The sequence below is a fragment of the Microbacterium aureliae genome, from assembly GCF_054780155.1.
Genome location: NZ_BAAGWW010000001.1, coordinates 1009808 through 1028341, shown reverse-complemented (window position 1 = coordinate 1028341; position 18534 = coordinate 1009808). Strand labels below are relative to the sequence as shown.

Below are 18534 nucleotides of genomic sequence, written 5' to 3'. Positions count from 1 at the left end.
ATCGATCGACGAAGCGGCGCCGGCAGTATCCGCCGGCGCCGCTTCGCCACTAGCATCACGATCACCCTCACATTGACGTCAGGCGGTTTCGATGGCCATCTTCAGCGCGCTCATCTCCGTGGTCCTCGGACTGGCGGTGTCGTATCTGATCTTCTGGAGTCTCAACTGGCTCGTCGAGCGGACAAATGACAAGTGGAAGGCGCGGCTGCTGCCGTACGTCTTCCTCTTCCCGGTCATCGTCCTGATCTCGATATTCCTGCTCTACCCGGCACTGCGGACGCTCGTCGAGAGCTTCATGAAGCAGAGCCAGCGTCGCGGCGAAGGCGCCAGCTTCGTCGGACTCGAGAACTACATCTCCCTGTTCACCAGCCCCAGCTTCCTCGGGGTCCTGCTCAACAACCTGCTGTGGGTCCTGGTGGTCCCCGCGGGTGCGGTGCTCATCGGCCTGCTGGTCGCGGTGCTCACCGACAAGCTCGGCAAGCGCCGCGAGCAGACGTTCAAGGCGATGATCTTCCTGCCGATGGCCATCAGCGGCGTCGCGGCCGCGGTCACCTGGCGGTTCATCTACTTCTACGCGCCGCCCGGCAACCCGCAGATCTACCTGCTGAACGCGGCGTGGACCGGCACCACCGGTCAGGACCCGGTGCCGTGGCTGACGCTGGACGCCGGACGGCTCAACAGCTTCCTCATCATGATCATCGCGATCTGGCTCCAGGTCGGCTTCGCGATGGTGCTGCTCTCGGCGGCGATCAAGGGCGTTCCCGAAGAGACGATCGAGGCCGGCCGCCTCGACGGGGCGGGGGAGCGGCGGCTGTTCTTCAGCGTCATCGTCCCGCAGATCCGCGGCACGATCCTCGCGGTCTTCGTCACCATCGTGATCTTCGTCATGAAGATCTTCGACATCATCTACGCGATGACGGGCGGTCAGTACAACACCAGCGTGCTCGCGGTGGAGTTCTACAGCCAGCTCTTCAGCTTCCAGAACCCCGGCAAGGCTGCCGCGGTGGTCATCGTCCTCATGATCGCGGTCGTGCCGCTGATCGTCTACCAGGTCCGCAGCTACAAGTCGCAGGAGGAACTCCGATGACTGTCACCCCGACCCCGATCGTCGACGAAGACGCTCGGCGCAAGCTCGACGCCGGCAGCAGGAAGGCAAAGCGCGAGCGGGCCGGCGACACGCCCAAGCCCCGCATCCTGATCACCATCATCATGGGGATCATCTCGCTACTGTGGCTGTTCCCCCTGCTGGGCCTGGCGGTCACGAGCCTGCGGCCCCGAGCGGACGTCGAGGCCACCGGATGGTGGACCGCGCTGCTGAACCCGTTCGGGACGACGTGGACGCTCGAGCCGTTCGCGCAGGCCTGGGACGCCCTGGATGTCAGCCGCACCTTCTGGAACTCCGTCGCCGTCACGGTGCCCGCCACCGTCCTGCCGATCATGATCGCCGCGATGGCCGCGTACGGCTTCACGTTCTTCACGTTCAAGTTCAAGGAGGTGTACTTCGCCATCGTGCTGGGCCTCATGGTCGTGCCGATCCAGCTGGCGATCATCCCGATCCTGCAGTTGTTCGTGTGGTTCGGGAACACCACCGGCATCCAGATCATCGGGCAGTACCCGGCGGCGTGGATCGTGCACTCCACCTTCGCGCTGCCGCTGGCGATCTACATCCTGCGCAACTACATGCAGACGCTGCCGAACTCGCTCATCGAGGCGGCACGCGTGGACGGTGCGAGCCACTTCCAGATCTTCTGGCGGCTGATCGTGCCGATGTCGGTGCCGGCGCTGGCGTCGTTCGCGATCTTCCAGTTCCTGTGGGTGTGGAACGACTTCCTCGTGGCGTACATCTTCATCCAGTCCGGGCCGAACCAGGTGCTCACGCAGGGCCTGTACACCCTGCTGGGCCAGTACGGTCAGGGCTGGCAGCGCGTGGCGGCGGGGTCGTTCATCACCCTCGTCATCCCGCTGGTGATCTTCTTCGCGCTCCAGCGGTACTTCGTCCGGGGCCTCACCGCCGGCTCGGTGAAGTAGATTCCCGTCGACCCGGCCCTCGGCCTCACCGCGCGTGAGGTCGAGGGCCGCGTTGCGGTGGGGTGCTCCTCGACTGCTTCGCCCTGCTGCTGATCCTCGGCCGTCGGCGGTGGGTCAGGCGCCGCAGCCGAGCCGCGATTGAATCGACTGCATGGCGTCTATCTCGGCCGACTGCCCCGCGACGATGCTCGCGGCGACGTCGCGTACGCGCTGCTCGGAGCCGAGGTCGATGACCGCCTCGGCCATCGGGATCGCGCCCTCGTGGTGCCGGACCATGAGCTCGAGGAAGAGGCAGTCCGCGGCCGTGCCCGCCGCATCGGCGAGGGACTGCAGCTCCTGCGCCGAGGCCATGCCCATGGCGGCGTGGGCTTCGTCGTCGCTCATCGCCTCGGCCGACCCGCCGCCGTGGCCGTGGTCGCCCGCGGACGCGCTCATCCAGGCCATCATGGGTCCGCCCGACTGGGACAGCCCCCACTGCACGAGCCAGTCGTACATCTCGCCGCGCTGGCCGGCCTGGCCGGTGGCGATGTCGTAGCTGAGGGCGCGGAGCTCCTCGTCCTCGGTCTTGCGGTAGATCTCCATGGCCATCTGGATGGCCTGGCCGTGGTGGACCTGCATGTCCCGCGAGAACCCGGCCTCGGGGGAGTCCGTCCCCGGGGGCAGGGCGTCCGCGGACGAGAAGGTCGAGAACCGGCCGACGGCGAAGGCGAGCGCGGCGATGCCGAGGGCTGCCAGCGCCACGATCCACCAGCGGGGCCGGGCGGATGCCGCGGCCCGCGCCCGTGGGGACGGTACGGTCTCGTCGGTCACGTCAGCTCTGCTTGCCGGGCGCGTCCACCCCGCCCGAGCAGACCGCGTTGGGCTCGGGGACGTTCTGGCTGCGCCAGTACTCCTCGAAGAACTCCGGGATGCGCTCGTCGTCGGCGGAGTCGAGCTTGAGCTGGGTGTTCCACCCGCTGAGCACGATGGGGGAGTCGATGCCCTCGTACGGCGAGAGGACGACGTAGCTGGAGGGCAGGTGGGACTTCAGCGTCTCGAGCTCGTCGCCCGTGACCGCGTCGGCGTCGTAGGTCACCCAGATGGCCCCGTGCTCCATCGAGTGCACGGCGTTCTCGTTGGGGACGGGCTGGTCGTAGACGGCGCAGTTGAGCCAGACGGCGTTGTGCGGTCCGCCTGCAGGCGGGCTCTGCTCGTACTCGACGGTGCCCTCGACGTGGTCGGTGACGTTCTCGAAGGTCTCGACGCCCTCGATCTCGACGCCCGTGCTGTCGCCGGCGGTGTAGGTGGCGGGTCCAGGCGGGGCGAACACGACCGAGGCGACCACGAGACCCACCACGAGGACGGCCGCTGTGGCCCCGACGATCCACCACACCAGCTTGCTGCGACGGCGCTTGGCGAGCTGCTTCTGGTACTCGGCGAGCTTTTGCTGCCGGCGCTGCTCGCGCTGCTGCTTGACGGTCAGATTGATCTCGGCCTGCGTGGCAGGGTTGCCGCTGCGCTTCTTATCGGTCGGGCTCACGCTCTCGATTGTATGCGGCGGCATGCAGGCGAGGCTGAGTGTGCGCCCGGCGCGCATCCGTTATCATTGTCGTTTCGAATCGATTCGATCCTCTGGACTCCCCGTGCTCGACACCGCCTCCCTTTCCCTTCCGCGCGCCGAGGAAGCGATCGCCCCCGCGACCGCTCCGCGCTCCGCCCGTACCGCCCCCTCGCCGACGGGGGCCATCCGCACGCTCGGAGCGAACCCGGCGACCGCGCCGATCGTCCTGCACCCCGGCGACGCGATCTCCAGCCGCCGCCGGGTGCTCTACATCATCCTGCTCGGCGCCCTCACCGCCCTCGGCCCGTTCACGATCGACCTGTATCTGCCCGCGTTCCCCGTCCTCGAGGACGACTTCGACACCACGTCCGCGGCGATCCAGCTCACCCTCACCGGCACGATGATCGGCTTCGCGCTCGGCCAGCTCATCGTCGGGCCGCTCAGCGACAAGGTCGGGCGCCGCATCCCGCTGCTCGTCGTCACGGCGCTGCACGTCGTCGCCAGCGGTGCGGCGGCGCTGGCGCCCACCCTCGAGACCCTCTCGCTGGCCCGGGTGCTGATGGGAGCGGGCGCCGCGGCCGGCGGCGTCGTGGCCGCCGCGATCGTCCGCGACCTCTTCGGCGGCCGTCGCCTGGTCGTCATGCTGTCCCGGCTCGCCCTGGTGTCGGGCGCGGCGCCGGTCATCGCACCGCTCGTCGGCTCTGCGCTGCTGCTGGTGATGCCGTGGCGCGGCATCTTCGTCGTGCTCGCGGTGTACGGCGCGGTGATGCTGGTCTCGGCCATCGTCTTCATCCCCGAGACCCTGCCGCCGGCCCGGCGCCACGAGCGCGGCGCGACGACCGTGTGGCAGCGCTACCGGAGCGTCTTCAGCGACCGCGTCTTCATCGGCGTCCTCGTGATCGGCGGCATGACCTTCAGCGGGCTGTTCTCGTACCTCTCGGCCTCGCCTTTCCTCTTCCAGGAGGGCTACGGCTTCGACCCCCAGCAGTACGGCGTGCTGTTCGCGGTGAACTCCATCGGGATCGTCGTCGGCGTCCAGGTCGCCTCGCGCCTGGCCGCACGATTCGGCCCGCAGTGGGTGATGGCGGTCTCTACCGCGGCGCTGGTGGTCACGGCATCCGGCATCATCATCGCCGACGCGCTGGACCTCGGCGTGTGGGGCACCATGGTGCCGCTCTTCCTGTTCATGACCTCGTGCGGCTTCACCTTCCCGTGCGTGCAGGTGCTCGCCCTCGACCGCCACGGCCGCGCGGCCGGCACCGCGCAGTCGATCATCGGCGCCACCAACTTCGGCGTCGCCGGGCTCATCTCGCCCCTCGTCGGGTGGATCGCGCAGGATGCCGGCATCACGGCCTCGACCATGGCCTCGGTCATGGTCGGGTGCGCCGTGGTCGGCGTCGCGGCGCTGTGGCTGCTGGTGCGCCCCCGCACGGTCGAGCGACTCGCCCCGTGATCCGCGGCGCGGGCGGAATCATGCCATGATCCCCGCCCGCGCGCGAGTCGTGTTCACGCGGCGTTCATCCTGGCAGGATGACGGCATGAAGGAGCATCCCACCACCGACGTCCGTGTCGCGTACCGCCGTCCGCTGTGGATCGGGCTCGCGCTCGTCGTGGCCGGCGTCGTCCTCGGGGTCGGCATCCTGGTGGGCCTGGGTAACGCCACCTTCGGCTTCGACTCGGCGTGGCAGGACCTGCTGGCCGCCAGTCGCAGCCCGTTCATGCTCGGCGTGGCGTACGCGCTCGACTGGATCGGCGGAGGCTGGTTCGGGGTCTTCGCGGTGCCGATCGGCGTCGCGATCCTGCTGCTCATCTTCCGCCGGCCGTGGGGGGCGGCGTACTTCGTCGCCGCCGAGATCGTGAGCGTCGCCGTCGTGCAGGTGCTCAAGCAGACGATCGGGCGCGCCCGCCCCGAGGACATCATCGTGCACTCCGACGTCGGGTCCTTCCCGTCGGGGCACGTCGCCAACGCCGCCACCATCGCCATGGCGCTGTTCGTGCTCTTCCCCAAGGTGTGGGTGGCGATCGCCGGCGCCGTCTGGACCCTCGCGATGGCCTTCTCGCGCACCTACCTCGGCGCGCACTGGATCAGCGACACCATCGGCGGAGCGCTCGTCGGCGTCGGCGCGGCCCTGCTGGTGGCGGCCGCCTTCGCCAAGCCGCTCGCCCGCGAGGAGGAGCGTCACGGGGCGGCCCGGGCGCCGGCCAAAGCCCCCGGGAAGGATCCCGAGCGCCGTTAGGCTGTGGCCATGACCACGCCGTCGTCGTCCGATTCCGCCGCAGCCGCCGCTCAGGCCGAGCTCGAGAGGCTGCGGGCCGAGGCGGAGGCCGCCGAGGCCCGCCTCGCGGCGGCGCAGGCGCGGGCCGCGCTCGCTGCCGCCGAAGCCGCAGCCGCGCGCACGGCCGCCGGCGCCCCGGCGGGCGAGCAGCCCGTGCCGGCGGAGCACCCGTCCCCGACGACCACCGCGGACGTGGGCGCGCCGGCCGAGGTTCCCCCGCCGGCGGCCGAGGGGGGCGTCGCCGACACGCCCCCGGGCGCGGTGGAGGCCGGCCCGCTCGACGCCGACGCCGTCGAGGCCATTCGGCGCGGCTACGCGTTCGAGGGCGCCGCGCTCGACCTCGGCGCGCTGGTGAACACCGACCCTCGCCCGGACGTGCAGATCCGGATCCCGCTGGCGATGACCAACCGGCACGGCCTCGTGGCCGGCGCCACCGGCACCGGCAAGACCCGCACCCTCCAGGGGCTGGCCGAGCAGCTCGCGGCGAAGGGCGTCCCCGTCTTCGCCGCGGACATCAAGGGCGACCTGTCGGGGGTGGCGACCCCGGGCCAGGCCAGCGACAAGCTCCTGGCCCGCACCACCGGGATCGGGCAGGACTGGCAGCCCGCGGCATCCGTCACGGAGTACTTCGCCCTCGGAGGCATCGGCAAGGGCGTCCCCGTGCGGGCGACGGTGAGCGGCTTCGGACCGCTGCTGCTGAGCAAGGTGCTGGGCCTCAATCCCACGCAGGAGTCGAGCCTCGGGCTCGTCTTCCACTACGCCGACCGCAACGGACTCGCCCTCGTCGACCTCTCCGACCTGCGTGCCGTGCTCACCTTCCTCGTCAGCGACGAGGGCAAGGCGGAGCTGAAGGACCTCGGCGGCCTGTCCGCAGCCACGGCGGGGGTGATCCTGCGCGAGCTCATCACCTTCGCCGACGACGGCGCGGACGTCTTCTTCGGCGAGCCCGAGTTCGAGGTGTCGGAGTTCCTGCGCACGGCCGCCGACGGACGGGGCGTCATCAGTCTGCTCGAGGTCCCCGGCGTCGCCGACAAGCCGGCGCTGTTCTCCACCTTCCTGATGTATCTGCTCGCCGAGCTCTTCGAGACGCTCCCAGAGGTCGGCGACCTCGACAAGCCGAAGCTGGTGTTCTTCTTCGACGAGGCGCACCTGCTCTTCACCGGGGCGTCGAAGGACTTCGTCGCCGCCATCGTCCAGACCGTCCGGCTCATCCGCTCGAAGGGCGTGGGGGTCTTCTTCGTCACGCAGACCCCGAAGGACGTCCCCGCAGACGTGCTGGCGCAGCTCGGCTCGCGCGTGCAGCATGCGCTCCGCGCCTTCACGCCCGACGACGCCAAGGCGCTGCGCGCGACCGTCGGCACCTACCCGACGTCGGACTACGACCTCGAGCGGGTGCTGCAGGAGCTCGGCACCGGCGAGGCGATCATCACGGTGATGAGCGAGAAGGGTGCGCCCACCCCGGTCGCCTGGACGCGCCTTCGCGCCCCGCAGGGCCTCATGACGCCCACACCCGATGCGGCGATCGAGGCCGCCGTGGCGGCGTCGCCGCTGCGGGCCAAGTACGGCACCCCCATCGACCGGGAATCGGCCCGCGAGGTGCTGACGGCGAAGATGAAGGCGGCCGAAGAGGCCGAGGCCGCCGAGCAGGCGGCGCTCGAGAAGGCCAAGGCCGACGCCGAGTACGCCAAGCAGCAAGCGGCGATCGACAAGGCTCAGGCGGATGCCGAGCGCAAGGCGCAGCAGGAGTACGAGCGGCTGCTGAAGAAGACGTCCGGTTCCTCGCGCACGACCCGGTCGCGCTCGCAGCCGAAGAGCCCGCTGGAACAGGTGCTGAATTCCAAGTCGACCCAGACCATCCTCGGCGCCGTCATCCGCGGCGTCTTCGGCACGGGGCGCCGCTGATATGGCCTCCCGCCCACCCCGGGACGACATCGACGAGAGTCGTCTGCGGGTGGCGGCGCCCAAGCGGGTGGCGGTCGGCGTCCCCGCCGTCGCCCACGCCCTGAAGATCTCGGTCGAGCAGATGGGGATCGCCCGCACCGTCCGGACCCTCGCCCGCGTGAACCAGAAGGACGGGTTCGACTGCCCGGGCTGCGCGTGGCCCGAGACCGACCGGCGCCACGTCGCGGAGTTCTGCGAGAACGGCGCGAAGGCCGTCGCGGAAGAGGCGACGGTGCGCCGCGTGGACGCGGCGTTCTTCGCGGCCCACTCGGTCGCCGACCTCGCCGGTCACGACGACTGGTGGCTGGGGCAGCAGGGGCGCCTGGTCGAGCCGATGATCCTCGACGAGGGCGACACGCACTACCGGCCGATCGGGTGGGATGAGGCACTGCACCTCATCGCCGACCACCTCAAAGGCCTGGATGCCGCGGACCGGGCGGTCTTCTACACCTCGGGCCGCACGTCCAACGAGGCCGCCTTCCTGTACCAGCTGCTGGTGCGGGGCCTCGGGACGAACAACCTGCCGGACTGCTCGAACATGTGCCACGAGTCCAGCGGCTCGGCGCTGACCGAGACCCTGGGGATCGGCAAGGGCACGGTGTCGCTCGAGGACATCCACGACGCGGGGCTGATCATCGTCGCCGGCCAGAACCCCGGCACGAACCATCCCCGCATGCTGAGTGCTCTCGAGAAGGCGAAGGCGCGCGGCGCGCGGATCATCGCCGTCAATCCGCTGCCCGAGGCGGGCCTGGTCCGCTTCGAGAACCCGCAGACCGTGCGCGGCGTGCTGCTGGGCGGCACGAAACTCGCCGACCGCTTCGTGCAGATCCGCCTCGGCGGCGATCAGGGCCTCTTCCAGGCCATCGGCAAGCACCTGCTCGAACGCGAGGACGCCGGTGACGGCATCCTGGATCACGCGTTCATCGACGGGCACACGGCGGGCTTCGACGCGTACCGCGAGTCCCTCGCGGCCGTGCCGTGGACCGAGCTCGAGACGGCGACCGGGCTCGACGAGCGCACGCTGCGGGAGCTCGGGGACGAGGTCGCCCGCTCCCGCGCGACGATCGTGTGCTGGGCGATGGGACTCACTCAGCACAAGCACTCGGTCGCCACCCTGCGCGACGTCGTCGACGTCCTGCTGCTGCGCGGCGACATCGGCCGCCCGGGGGCGGGGGTCTGCCCCGTGCGCGGTCACTCCAACGTGCAGGGCGACCGCACCATGGGCATCTACGAGAAGCCCGGCGAGGCGTTCCTCGAGGCGCTCGACCGCGAGTTCTCGTTCACCGCGCCCCGCGCGCACGGCTATGACACCGTCGGCGCGATCCGCGCCATGCGGGACGGCGACGTCGACTTCTTCATGGGGATGGGCGGCAACTTCGTCAGCGCGACCCCCGACACCGCCGTGGTCGAAGAGGGGATGTCCCGGGTCGCGCTCACGGTGCAGGTCTCGACGAAGCTCAACCGCTCGCACGTGGTCACGGGCAGGCGGGCGCTGATCCTGCCGACCCTCGGCCGCACCGACCGCGACGTCCGCGGCGGCCGCGAGCAGCGGGTGAGCGTGGAGGACTCGATGGGGGCGGTGCACTCCTCACGCGGGCGCCTCGCCCCGCCGTCGGGCGACATGCCGAGCGAGGTCGCCATCGTCGCGCGGCTGTGCGCGCTGCTCTTCCCGGATGCCGGCCCCCGGCCGGATCCGCGGACCCACACCCATGACGGCGACCCGGACCGCGGCCTGCCGGAGCGCCCGGTGGCGGACCAGCCCGACGGCGGCGACCGCGCCGAGACGGACCCGCGTCCGAACGCCCCGCGGGCGGACTGGAGGCTGCTCGAGACCGATTACGCCGCGGTCCGCGCGCACATCCAGAGCGTCATCCCCGGCTTCGACGACTACGAGCGGCGCATCGACCGGGGCGGGACGCTGCACCTGCCGAACGGGCCGCGCGACGCGCGCCGCTTCGCCACGGCCGACGGGCGCGCGCAGTTCACCGTGAACGCGCTGGAATACCCCCGCATCCCGCCGGGGCGCCTGCTGCTGCAGACCCTGCGCTCCCACGACCAGTACAACACCACGATCTACGGCAAGGACGACCGGTATCGCGGCATCCACGACGGCCGGCGCGTGGTGATGGTCAACGCCGAGGACATCGCCGAGCTCGCCCTCGCTGACGGCGACCTGGTCGACCTCGTGTCGGAGTGGACGGCTCTCGACGGCGCGCTGCAGGAGCGTCGCGCCCCGCGCTTCCGTGTCGTGGCCTACCCCACCCCGCGGGGGAACGCCGCGGCCTACTATCCCGAGACCAACGTGCTGGTGCCCCTGGACTCCGTCGCCGACGTCAGCGGGACGCCGACGTCGAAGTCGGTGCTGGTCAGGCTCGAGCCCCACGCCGGGTGAGACGCGCCGCCGCGGGTCACAGGCGGCGCAGCCGCTCCGGGTCGGGAGTGCGCACCGGATCCCAGCCGCGGCGGACCGGGCGCGAGCCGCGCTGGTCGTCGCGGGAGCGGTAGACGATGTACGGGCGGAAGAGGTAGCCCACCGGTGCCGAGAACACGTGCACGAGGCGCGTGAACGGCCACAGCGCGAACAGGGCGAACGCGGTGACCACGTGCAGCTGGAACATCAGCGGCACCTCGGCCATGAGACCCGGATCGGGCTGGAAGATCAGGATGCCGCGGATCCAGGGTGAGATCGTCTCGCGGTAGTGGAACCCGCCCCCGAACACCTGGTGCACGACGGTGGCGAGGGTTCCGAACAGCAGCGTCGCGCCGAGGAAGACGTACATGACCTTGTCCATGACCGTCGTCGCCAGGAACACCGGGCCGACCGTGCGGCGGCGGTAGATCAGGATCGCCAGCCCCGCGAGGGTCAGCGCGGCGGCGGCGGTGCCGAGCGCGGTCGCGCCGAAGTGGTAGATCTCCTCGGACACCCCGATCGCGTACAGCCACTCGCGGGGGATGAGCAGTCCGACCGCGTGCCCGGCGATCACCATCAGGATGCCGAGGTGGAACATCGGCGATCCCCAGCGCAGCAGGCGGTTCTCGTATGTCTGGGTCGAGCGGGTCGTCCACCCGAACTTGTCGTACCGGTAGCGCCAGATGTGGCCGACGACGAAGACGGCCATCGCGGCGTACGGCAGGGCGACCCACAGGATGAACTCGGCGGCGGTCACGGGGCGTCTCCTCGCTGCGCGACGGGTGAGAACGGGGGAAGGTTCCCCAGGACGCTGAGGCCCACCGTCTCGGTCGGCGGCCCTTCGCTGATGAGGGCGAGGTAGCGCTCGCGGGTGCGATCGTCCACCGGCGGCAGCGACAGCACCACCGCGCGCACGATCGCCGCCCAGGGGCTGGACAGCGACTCCAGTGCCGCGCGCAGGACTTCGATGCCCTCGCGGTGCGAGGCGATGAGCGCGGCGGCGATCGGCGAGTCGCTCACGGCCGAGAACTCCAGCACCGCGGGCAAGTAGTCCGGCAGTTCCTGCGCGTCGAACTCCCACCCGGCCGCGCGGTAGGCCTCGAGGAAGGTCACCAGCGCCGTTCCCCGCTTGCGGGTGTCGCCCGTGGCGTAATAGCTGAGGTAGAGGCTGCACTTGCGCTTCAGATCGAACGTCAGCACGTACCGACGCTGCCACTCGGTGGTCCCGGCGCGGGCGGCGTCGTCGACGAACCCCGCCAGCGGCTCCGCGACGGCCGGCGGCAGCCCGGGCAGCGCGTCGCGGATGGCGTCCAGCCGCGCGAACCACGCGTCGTCGGGGTAGTCCAGCAGCAGGGACGCGATCATGTGCACGCGCGCGCGGTCCGCGGCGGCCAGGCGCAGGGGCCGCAGCTCTTCGGGCAGGGCGCGCCGCGGCGTCACCCGCGGGATCGTGCCGCTCACGAGGCGTCCTCGTCCGACCGCGCACCGGGCGGGAACAGGCCGTCGGGCGTGCCGTTGCCGTCCCAGTTGAGCAGGTTCACCCGGCCCGCGGTGGACGGCCGGTCGGCGGTCTGCCGGTCGGCGAGCACGTGGAAGTTCTCCACCGCCACCGGCACGCTCGGCCCGCTGGACAGGCCGAACGGCCCCGCGCCGCCCATGCCGGGTCCGCCGTCGTAGTCCAGCGAGCAGGCCATCTCCTCGAGGGCGTGCGCCTGCTCGGCGTGAGCGGGCGGGATGACGTAGCGGTCCTCGTACTTGGCGATGGCCAGCAGCCGGTACATCGACTCGATCTCGGCGCCGGTCATCCCGACCGCGCCGGCGATGCGCTCGTCGCGCTCGTCGTCGAGGTTGACCCCCCGCATGTAGGAGCGCATGGCGGCGAGGCGCCGCAGCGCGTGGTCGACCGGACCCGTCTCGCCGGCCGTGAAGAGTTCGGCGAGGTAGCCGATCGGGATACGCAGCTTGTCGATCGCCGCGAACAGCGTGCGGGCATCCTCGCCGTCGTTGCCGGAATCGCTCACGACGTCCACCACCGGCGACAGCGGCGGGATGTACCAGACCATCGGCATCGTGCGGTACTCGGGGTGGAGGGGCAGGGCCACCTCGTACTCCTGGATGAGGCGCCAGATCGGGCTGCGCTGGGCGGCGGCGATCCAGTCCTCGGGGATGCCGTCGCGGCGGGCCTGCTCGATGACCGCGGGGTCGCGGGGGTCCAGCAGCACGCTTCGCTGGCTGGCCAGCAGCGCCCGGTCGTCCTCGACGGCCGCCGCCTCGGCCACGCGGTCGGCATCGTAGAGGACCAGCCCGAGGTAGCGCAGGCGCCCGACGCACGTCTCGGAGCACACGGTCGGCAGTCCCACCTCGACGCGGGGGTAGCACATCGTGCACTTCTCGGCCTTGCCGGTCTTGTGGTTGAAGTAGACCTTCTTGTACGGGCAGCCCGACACGCACATGCGCCAGCCGCGGCACTGATCCTGGTCCACGAGGACGATGCCGTCCTCGGCGCGCTTGTACATCGCCCCCGACGGGCAGGACGCCACGCACGACGGGTTCAGGCAGTGCTCGCAGATCCGCGGCAGGTAGAACATGAAGGCCTTCGAGAACTCCGCCTCGACCTTCTCGCTCATCTTCTGCAGGATCGGGTCGTCCTGCATGGTCTCGAGGGACCCGCCGAGGTCGTCGTCCCAGTTGGCCGACCACGAGATCTTCATGTCCTCGCCCGTGAGCAGGCTCTTGGGCCGCGCGACGGGGACCTGCGCGGTGCGCGGCGCGTTCAGCAGCATGTCGTAGTCGTAGGTCCATGGCTCGTAGTAGTCGTGGATCTCGGGCAGCTTCGGGTTGGAGAAGATGCGCGCGAGCTTGGCCAGGCGGCCGCCGCTTCGCAGCTTCAGCCGGCCGCGCGCGGTGCGCACCCAGCCGCCGCCCCACTTGTCCTGGTCCTCGTAGCCGCGCGGGTAGCCGACCCCCGGCCTGGTCTCGACGTTGTTGAACCACACGTACTCGACGCCGGTCCGATTCGTCCACGCCTGCTTGCACGTGACCGAGCAGGTGTGACAGCCGATGCACTTGTCGAGGTTCATCACCATCGACATCTGCGCCATGACCTTCATCAGTACGTGACCTCCTGGCTGCGACGGCGGATGACGGTGATCTCGTCACGCTGGTTGCCCGTGGGCCCCAGATAGTTGAAGGCCCACGCCAGCTGCGCGTAGCCGCCGATCAGATGGCTGGGCTTGAGCAGGATGCGGGTGAGGGAGTTGTGGATGCCGCCGCGCAGGCCGCTCGTCTCGGCGATCGGCACGTCCACCGTGCGGTCCTTGGCGTGATACATGTACACCGTCCCCTCCGGCATCCGGTGCGAGACGATCGCGCGCGCCACCACCACGCCGTTGCGGTTGTACGACTCGATCCAGTCGTTGTCGCGCACGCCGACCTTGGCGGCATCCTGCGGGCTCATCCAGATGGTGGGTCCGCCGCGCGAGAGCGACAGCATGAACAGGTTGTCCTGGTACTCCGAATGGATGGACCACTTCGAATGCGGGGTGAGGTAGCGCACCGCCACCTCGGTCTGCGTGGTCGCGCCCACCTTCGGCGAGTCGAACAGCCGGTGCATGTCCAGCGGGGGGCGGAAGGTCGGCAGGTTCTCGCCGAGCTCCTCCATCCAGTCGTGGTCGAGGTAGAAGTGCTGGCGACCGGTCAGGGTGTGCCAGGGCTTCAGGTGCTCCACGTTGATCGCGAACGCGGTGTACCGCCGGCCGCCGTGCTCCGAGCCGGACCACTCGGGCGAGGTGATCACCGCGCGGGGCTGCACCTGCACGTCGGCGAAGGTGATGTGGGTGCCCTCCTCCTCTTCGGCGAGGTATGCCAGACGCTGCCCGGTGCGCTTCTCCAGGGCCCGGAACCCCTGGACGGCGAGCCGGCCGTTGCTGGTGCCCGACAGCGCGAGGATCAGATCGCACACGCGACGATCGGAGTCCAGCCGGATGCGGCCGGCCGCGGGGCCGGTGTCGAACACCCCGTTGAGCCGCTCGAGCTTCTTCAGCTCCTGGTCGGGGTGGTAGGTGACGGCCTTCGTCGTCATGCCGAGGGTGCCGGTGAGCGGTCCGAGCGAGCGCCACCGGTCGTAGAGCGACGGGTAGTCCCGTTCGACGACGAGCAGCTTCGTCATCGTCACGCCGGGCAGGAGCGGCGGATCCGCGGGGACGGCGCCGTGGGCGTACGCCATGACGTCGGGGGTGTCGTGCTGCAGGGGCGAGGCGACCACGTCCCGGCGGACGCCGAGGTGCCCGGCACACAGCTCGCTGAACCGGCGGGCGAGCTCGCCGAAGAGGTCGTAGTCGGTCCGGGTCTGCCACGGGGGCGCGATCGCGGGGTTGAAGGAGTGCAGGAAGGGATGCATGTCCGTCGAGGACAGGTCGTGCTTCTCGTACCAGGTCGCCGCGGGGAAGACGAGGTCGCTGAACAGCGTCGTCGAGGTCATGCGGAAGTCCGCCGTCATCAGCAGGTCGAGCTTGCCCTGCGGGGCGTCCTCGCGCCACACGATGTCCTCGGGGCGGGAGCCGGGGGCCGTCTCGCTCGCGCGGATGGCCGAGTCCGCGCCGAGCAGGTGCTTGAGGAAGTACTCGTTGCCCTTGCCCGAGGACCCGAGGATGTTCGCCCGCCACACCGTGACGATGCGGGGGAAGTTCTCGGGGGCGTCGGGGTCCTCGCAGGCGTAGCGCAGCGATCCGTCGGCGAGGGAGTCCACGACGTGCTGGGCGGGCTCCTTGCCGGCGGCCTCGGCCTCGTCGCAGAGGTCCAGCGGGTTGCGCGAGAACGTGGGGTAGCTGGGCATCCATCCCCGCTTGACCGACTCGACCAGGCAGTCCGCCGTCGTCCGGCCGGCGAACGCGCCGCGAGCCAGCGGCGAGGCGAGCTTGTCGGCCGGCATCCCGTCGTAGCGCCACTGGTCGGTGGCGAGGTACCAGAACGCCGTGCCGATCATCTGCCGCGGCGGACGGTTCCAGTCCCCGGCGGTGGCGTACTGCGAGTAGCCGGTGATGGGGCGCACCTTCTCCTGCCCCACGTAGTGGGCCCAGCCGCCGCCGTTGACCCCCTGGCAGCCGGTCATGGTCGTGAGCGCCAGGAACGTGCGGTAGATCGTGTCGGAGTGGAACCAGTGGTTGGTCCCGGCGCCCATGAGGATCATGGATCGCCCGCCGGAGCGATCGGCGTTGTCGGCGAACTCCCGCGCGATGCGCACGGCCTGGGCGGCGGGGACCGAGGTGATCTCCTCCTGCCAGGCGGGCGTTCCGGGCGTGGCCGGGTCGTCGTAGCCGGTGGGCCACCGGCCCGGCATCCCGTCGCGCGGCACGCCGTACTGCGCCAGCAGCAGGTCGAACACGGTCGTGACCAGGCGCCCGGCGACGCGGCGGGTGGGCACGCCCCGGACGACCACGCCCGAGCCGCCGGCGTGCTCGTCGCCCACCTCGGGGGTGAGGTCGAAGCGGGGCAAGGCGATCTCGGCGGATTCGCCCGACCAGTCCGCCAGGTCGGCGATCGACAGCGGCGGGACGACGCCTTCGAGGTCGAGGTTCCAGCGCCCTTCGTCCTCGGGCGTGAAGCGGTGCCCGAGCGAGCCGCCCGGCACGACCGCCCCGCCTCGCTCATCCAGCAGCACGGTCTTGAAATCGGCCCGCGCGGCCGTCGCGGCCTCGCCGCCGAGGTCCGACGCGGTGAGGAACTTGCCGGGGACGAGCGCGTCGCCGTGGGGTTCGAGGGTCACGAGGTACGGCGCGTCCGTGTAGCGGCGCATGTAGTCCTCGAAGCGCGCCGTGCGGGCCTTCACGAAATGCTCGGTCAGGATCACATGGCCCATCGCCAGCGCGAGGGCGGCGTCGGTCCCCGGGTGCGGGGCGACCCATTCGTCGGCGAACTTGGTGTTGTCGGTGTAGTCCGGCGACACGGTGACCACCTTCTGCCCGCGGTAGCGCGCCTCGGCCATGAAGTGCGCGTCGGGGGTGCGGGTGACGGGGACGTTCGAGCCCCACATGATGAGGTAGCCCGCGTTCCACCAGTCGGCGGATTCGGGGACGTCGGTCTGGTCGCCGAAGACCTGGGGACTCGCCACGGGCAGGTCGGCGTACCAGTCGTAGAAGGACAGGATCGTCCCGCCGAGCAGGTTGAGGAAGCGTGCGCCCGCGCCGTGCGACACCATCGACATCGCGGGGATGGGCGAGAAGCCGGCGACCCGGTCGGGCCCGTACGTCTTGACGGTGTGGACGTGCGCGGCCGCGGCGATCTCGAGCGCCTCGTCCCACGTCGTCCGCACCAGGCCGCCCTTGCCGCGGGCGGACTTGTAGGACCGGGACGCCTCGGGGTCCGCCACGATCGACGCCCACGCATCGACGGGGTCGGGATGCAGGGCGCGCGCGGCGCGGTACAGCTCGGCGAGCGCGTCGCGGATGTAGGGGTAGCGCACGCGCGTCGGGGAGTACGTGTACCAGCTGAACGCCGCCCCGCGCGGGCACCCGCGCGGCTCGTACTCGGGCGAGTCCGGGCCCACCGACGGGTAGTCGGTCTGCTGGGCCTCCCACGTGATGATGCCGTCCTTGACGTACACCTTCCACGAGCAGGACCCCGTGCAGTTCACCCCGTGCGTGGAGCGGACGACCTTGTCGTGGGCCCACCGGTCGCGGTAGAACACGTCCCCCGACCGGCCGCCCTCGAGGAACACCGATCGCAGATCCTCGCTGGTCTCGCCCGGCCGCAGGAACCGCCCCATCTTCAGCAGCGTGTCGGCGAGCGGGCCGTCCGTCGACGGACGGGCGGCGCGGATGTCGGGCGTCATGACTCCTCCATCGCGACGCCCCGTCCTCGTCGGCCACGGTGCCGCCGGAAGCGGGCGTCGCTGCCCGTATTCAACCCAGGATGCGGCGAGGGGGCAACGGGTAGGCCGGTGCGTCGCCGAATCCGGCGCGTCCGGGGTGTCGCCCGTGCGCACGCCCCGGTACGGTGACCGTGACGAACGGAGGCGCCATGACGACCCGTGAATCCGCTGCCCGCGACGCCGCAGGAGGCCCCGACCTGCGGGGCGGACTCGGCCAGGTCATCCTCGCGACGCTCGCCTCGACCGTCGGCTTCTGGGCGTGGATGGCGATCGCCCCGCTGCAGAACATCTACGCCCAGCAGATGGGGCTCGACCAGGGGCAGATCTCGATCATGCTCGCCACGCCCGTGCTCGTCGGCGCCCTCGGGCGCATCGTCGTCGGGGCGATGACCGACCGGTTCGGCGGCCGGCGGATGTTCACGATCGTGCTCCTGGCGGCCGTCCCCGCGGTCCTGCTGGTGGCGCTGGCGGGATCCATCGGCAGCTACCCGCTGCTGGTGGGGGCGGGATTCCTGCTGGGCATCGCGGGGACGATCTTCGCCGTCGGCATCCCGTTCTCGAGCGCCTGGTTCCCGGCATCCCGCCGGGGCCTGGCCACCGGGATCTTCGGCATGGGCATGATCGGCACCGCCGTGTCGGCGTTCGCCACCCCCCGGCTCGCGCAGGGGATCGGGTACCTGCCCACGCACCTGCTGATCGCCGGGATCATGGTGGCCGTCGCCGTGGTGGTGTGGATCTTCCTGCGGGAGTCGCCCGCGTGGGCGCCGAGCCGGCAGGCCCTCGTGCCGAAGGTGACCGGCGCTCTGAAGCTCGCCGTGACGTGGGAGATGGCCTTCCTCTACGCCATCGTCTTCGGCGGCTTCGTGGCGTTCTCGACGTACCTGCCGAAGTACCTGCTCACCATCTACCCGGAAGACGTGGATGCCGTCGGCGCCGGCACCCGGACCGCGCTGTTCGCCGCGGCCGCGGTCGTCGCGCGGCCGATCGGCGGCGTTCTCGCCGACCGGCTGGGCCCCAAGGTCGTCTCGCTGACATCGCTCGCCGGCATCGTCGCCACCGCGTACATCGTCGGCCAGCAGCCGCCCGAGGGAGTCCTGACCGGCGCGGTGTTCCTGCTCATGGCCTCGGCGATGGGCCTGGGCATGGGGGCGGTGTTCGCGTGGGTGGGTCCCTCGACCCCGCCCGACAAGGTCGGCGCCGTGACCGGCGTCGTCGCGGCGGCGGGCGGACTCGGCGGCTACTTCCCGCCGCTGGTCATGGGCGCCACCTACGACCCGGTGTCCAACTCCTACGCGCTCGGGCTGTGGCTGCTGGTCCTCGTGGGTGCGGGGGCCCTCGTGGTGGCCGGGATGCTCCGCGACGCCCGGCCGGCGTCGGCGGCACGGGCCGGTGCCGCCGCGGCGGCCGCGCACCGCTGAGCAATCACCGCCGGCCGGATCCGGGGTACCCGGGATGCCGCTAGATTTCGGCC

The 18534-nt window shown here is 70.9% G+C and carries 13 protein-coding genes; 7 read left to right on the top strand and 6 right to left on the bottom strand.

The window, feature by feature from the left end; genetic code table 11:
• The first annotated feature begins 91 nt into the window (after positions 1-91).
• The gene (locus ACYVF4_RS05000) at positions 92-1087 is read left to right on the top strand and encodes a carbohydrate ABC transporter permease (protein ID WP_460720327.1); all 996 of its coding nucleotides are present in this window, start codon (positions 92-94) and stop codon (positions 1085-1087) included.
• Positions 1084-2028, top strand: a complete 945-nt coding sequence (locus ACYVF4_RS04995; protein WP_460720325.1) for a carbohydrate ABC transporter permease — start codon at positions 1084-1086, stop codon at positions 2026-2028. The genes ACYVF4_RS05000 and ACYVF4_RS04995 overlap by 4 nt, the downstream gene beginning before the upstream one ends.
• A gap of 114 nt (positions 2029-2142) precedes the next feature.
• Here the strand turns inward: ACYVF4_RS04995 and ACYVF4_RS04990 are convergent, their stop codons facing one another.
• Both ACYVF4_RS04990 and ACYVF4_RS04985 read right to left on the bottom strand, forming a co-directional pair.
• Positions 2143-2838, bottom strand: a complete 696-nt coding sequence (locus ACYVF4_RS04990; protein ID WP_460720323.1) for a DUF305 domain-containing protein — start codon at positions 2836-2838, stop codon at positions 2143-2145.
• A 1-nt stretch (position 2839) separates the two neighbouring features.
• Entirely contained in the window at positions 2840-3571 is a 732-nt protein-coding gene (locus ACYVF4_RS04985; RefSeq protein WP_460720321.1) for a DUF3105 domain-containing protein, read from the bottom strand.
• A 79-nt stretch (positions 3572-3650) separates the two neighbouring features.
• Here ACYVF4_RS04985 and ACYVF4_RS04980 point away from each other — a divergent pair, with 79 nt between their 5' ends.
• The 4 genes from ACYVF4_RS04980 to ACYVF4_RS04965 all read left to right on the top strand — a co-directional run bounded on the left by ACYVF4_RS04980 (position 3651) and on the right by ACYVF4_RS04965 (position 10177).
• The gene (locus ACYVF4_RS04980; protein WP_460720319.1) at positions 3651-5021 is read left to right on the top strand and encodes a multidrug effflux MFS transporter; all 1371 of its coding nucleotides are present in this window, start codon (positions 3651-3653) and stop codon (positions 5019-5021) included.
• A gap of 85 nt (positions 5022-5106) precedes the next feature.
• A complete protein-coding gene (locus ACYVF4_RS04975) occupies positions 5107-5805 on the top strand; it encodes a phosphatase PAP2 family protein (RefSeq protein ID WP_460720317.1) in 699 nt (232 codons plus the stop codon).
• A 9-nt stretch (positions 5806-5814) separates the two neighbouring features.
• Positions 5815-7746, top strand: a complete 1932-nt coding sequence (locus ACYVF4_RS04970) for a helicase HerA-like domain-containing protein (protein ID WP_460720315.1) — start codon at positions 5815-5817, stop codon at positions 7744-7746.
• Position 7747: 1 nt separating this feature from the next.
• Positions 7748-10177 (top strand): FdhF/YdeP family oxidoreductase, encoded by a 2430-nt coding sequence (locus ACYVF4_RS04965; RefSeq protein ID WP_460720313.1) that lies wholly within the window; start codon positions 7748-7750, stop codon positions 10175-10177.
• A gap of 16 nt (positions 10178-10193) precedes the next feature.
• Here ACYVF4_RS04965 and narI read toward each other — a convergent pair whose 3' ends face one another.
• The 4 genes from narI to ACYVF4_RS04945 are packed head-to-tail and all read right to left on the bottom strand — an operon-like array spanning position 10194 to position 17024.
• Positions 10194-10952 (bottom strand): respiratory nitrate reductase subunit gamma, encoded by a 759-nt coding sequence (gene narI, locus ACYVF4_RS04960; protein ID WP_460720311.1) that lies wholly within the window; start codon positions 10950-10952, stop codon positions 10194-10196.
• Positions 10949-11656 (bottom strand): nitrate reductase molybdenum cofactor assembly chaperone, encoded by a 708-nt coding sequence (gene narJ, locus ACYVF4_RS04955; RefSeq protein ID WP_460720309.1) that lies wholly within the window; start codon positions 11654-11656, stop codon positions 10949-10951. The genes narI and narJ overlap by 4 nt, the downstream gene beginning before the upstream one ends.
• Positions 11653-13305: a nitrate reductase subunit beta gene (narH, locus tag ACYVF4_RS04950; RefSeq protein ID WP_460720307.1), complete on the bottom strand. Its 1653-nt coding sequence runs from the start codon at positions 13303-13305 to the stop codon at positions 11653-11655. The genes narJ and narH overlap by 4 nt, the downstream gene beginning before the upstream one ends.
• Positions 13305-17024 (bottom strand): nitrate reductase subunit alpha, encoded by a 3720-nt coding sequence (locus ACYVF4_RS04945; protein ID WP_460720305.1) that lies wholly within the window; start codon positions 17022-17024, stop codon positions 13305-13307. The genes narH and ACYVF4_RS04945 overlap by 1 nt, the downstream gene beginning before the upstream one ends.
• A gap of 188 nt (positions 17025-17212) precedes the next feature.
• On the opposite strand from ACYVF4_RS04945, the gene ACYVF4_RS04940 reads away from it, so the two are divergent.
• Complete coding sequence (locus ACYVF4_RS04940) at positions 17213-18481, top strand: MFS transporter (protein ID WP_460720303.1); 1269 nt, start codon at positions 17213-17215, stop codon at positions 18479-18481.
• Positions 18482-18534 lie beyond the last annotated feature (53 nt).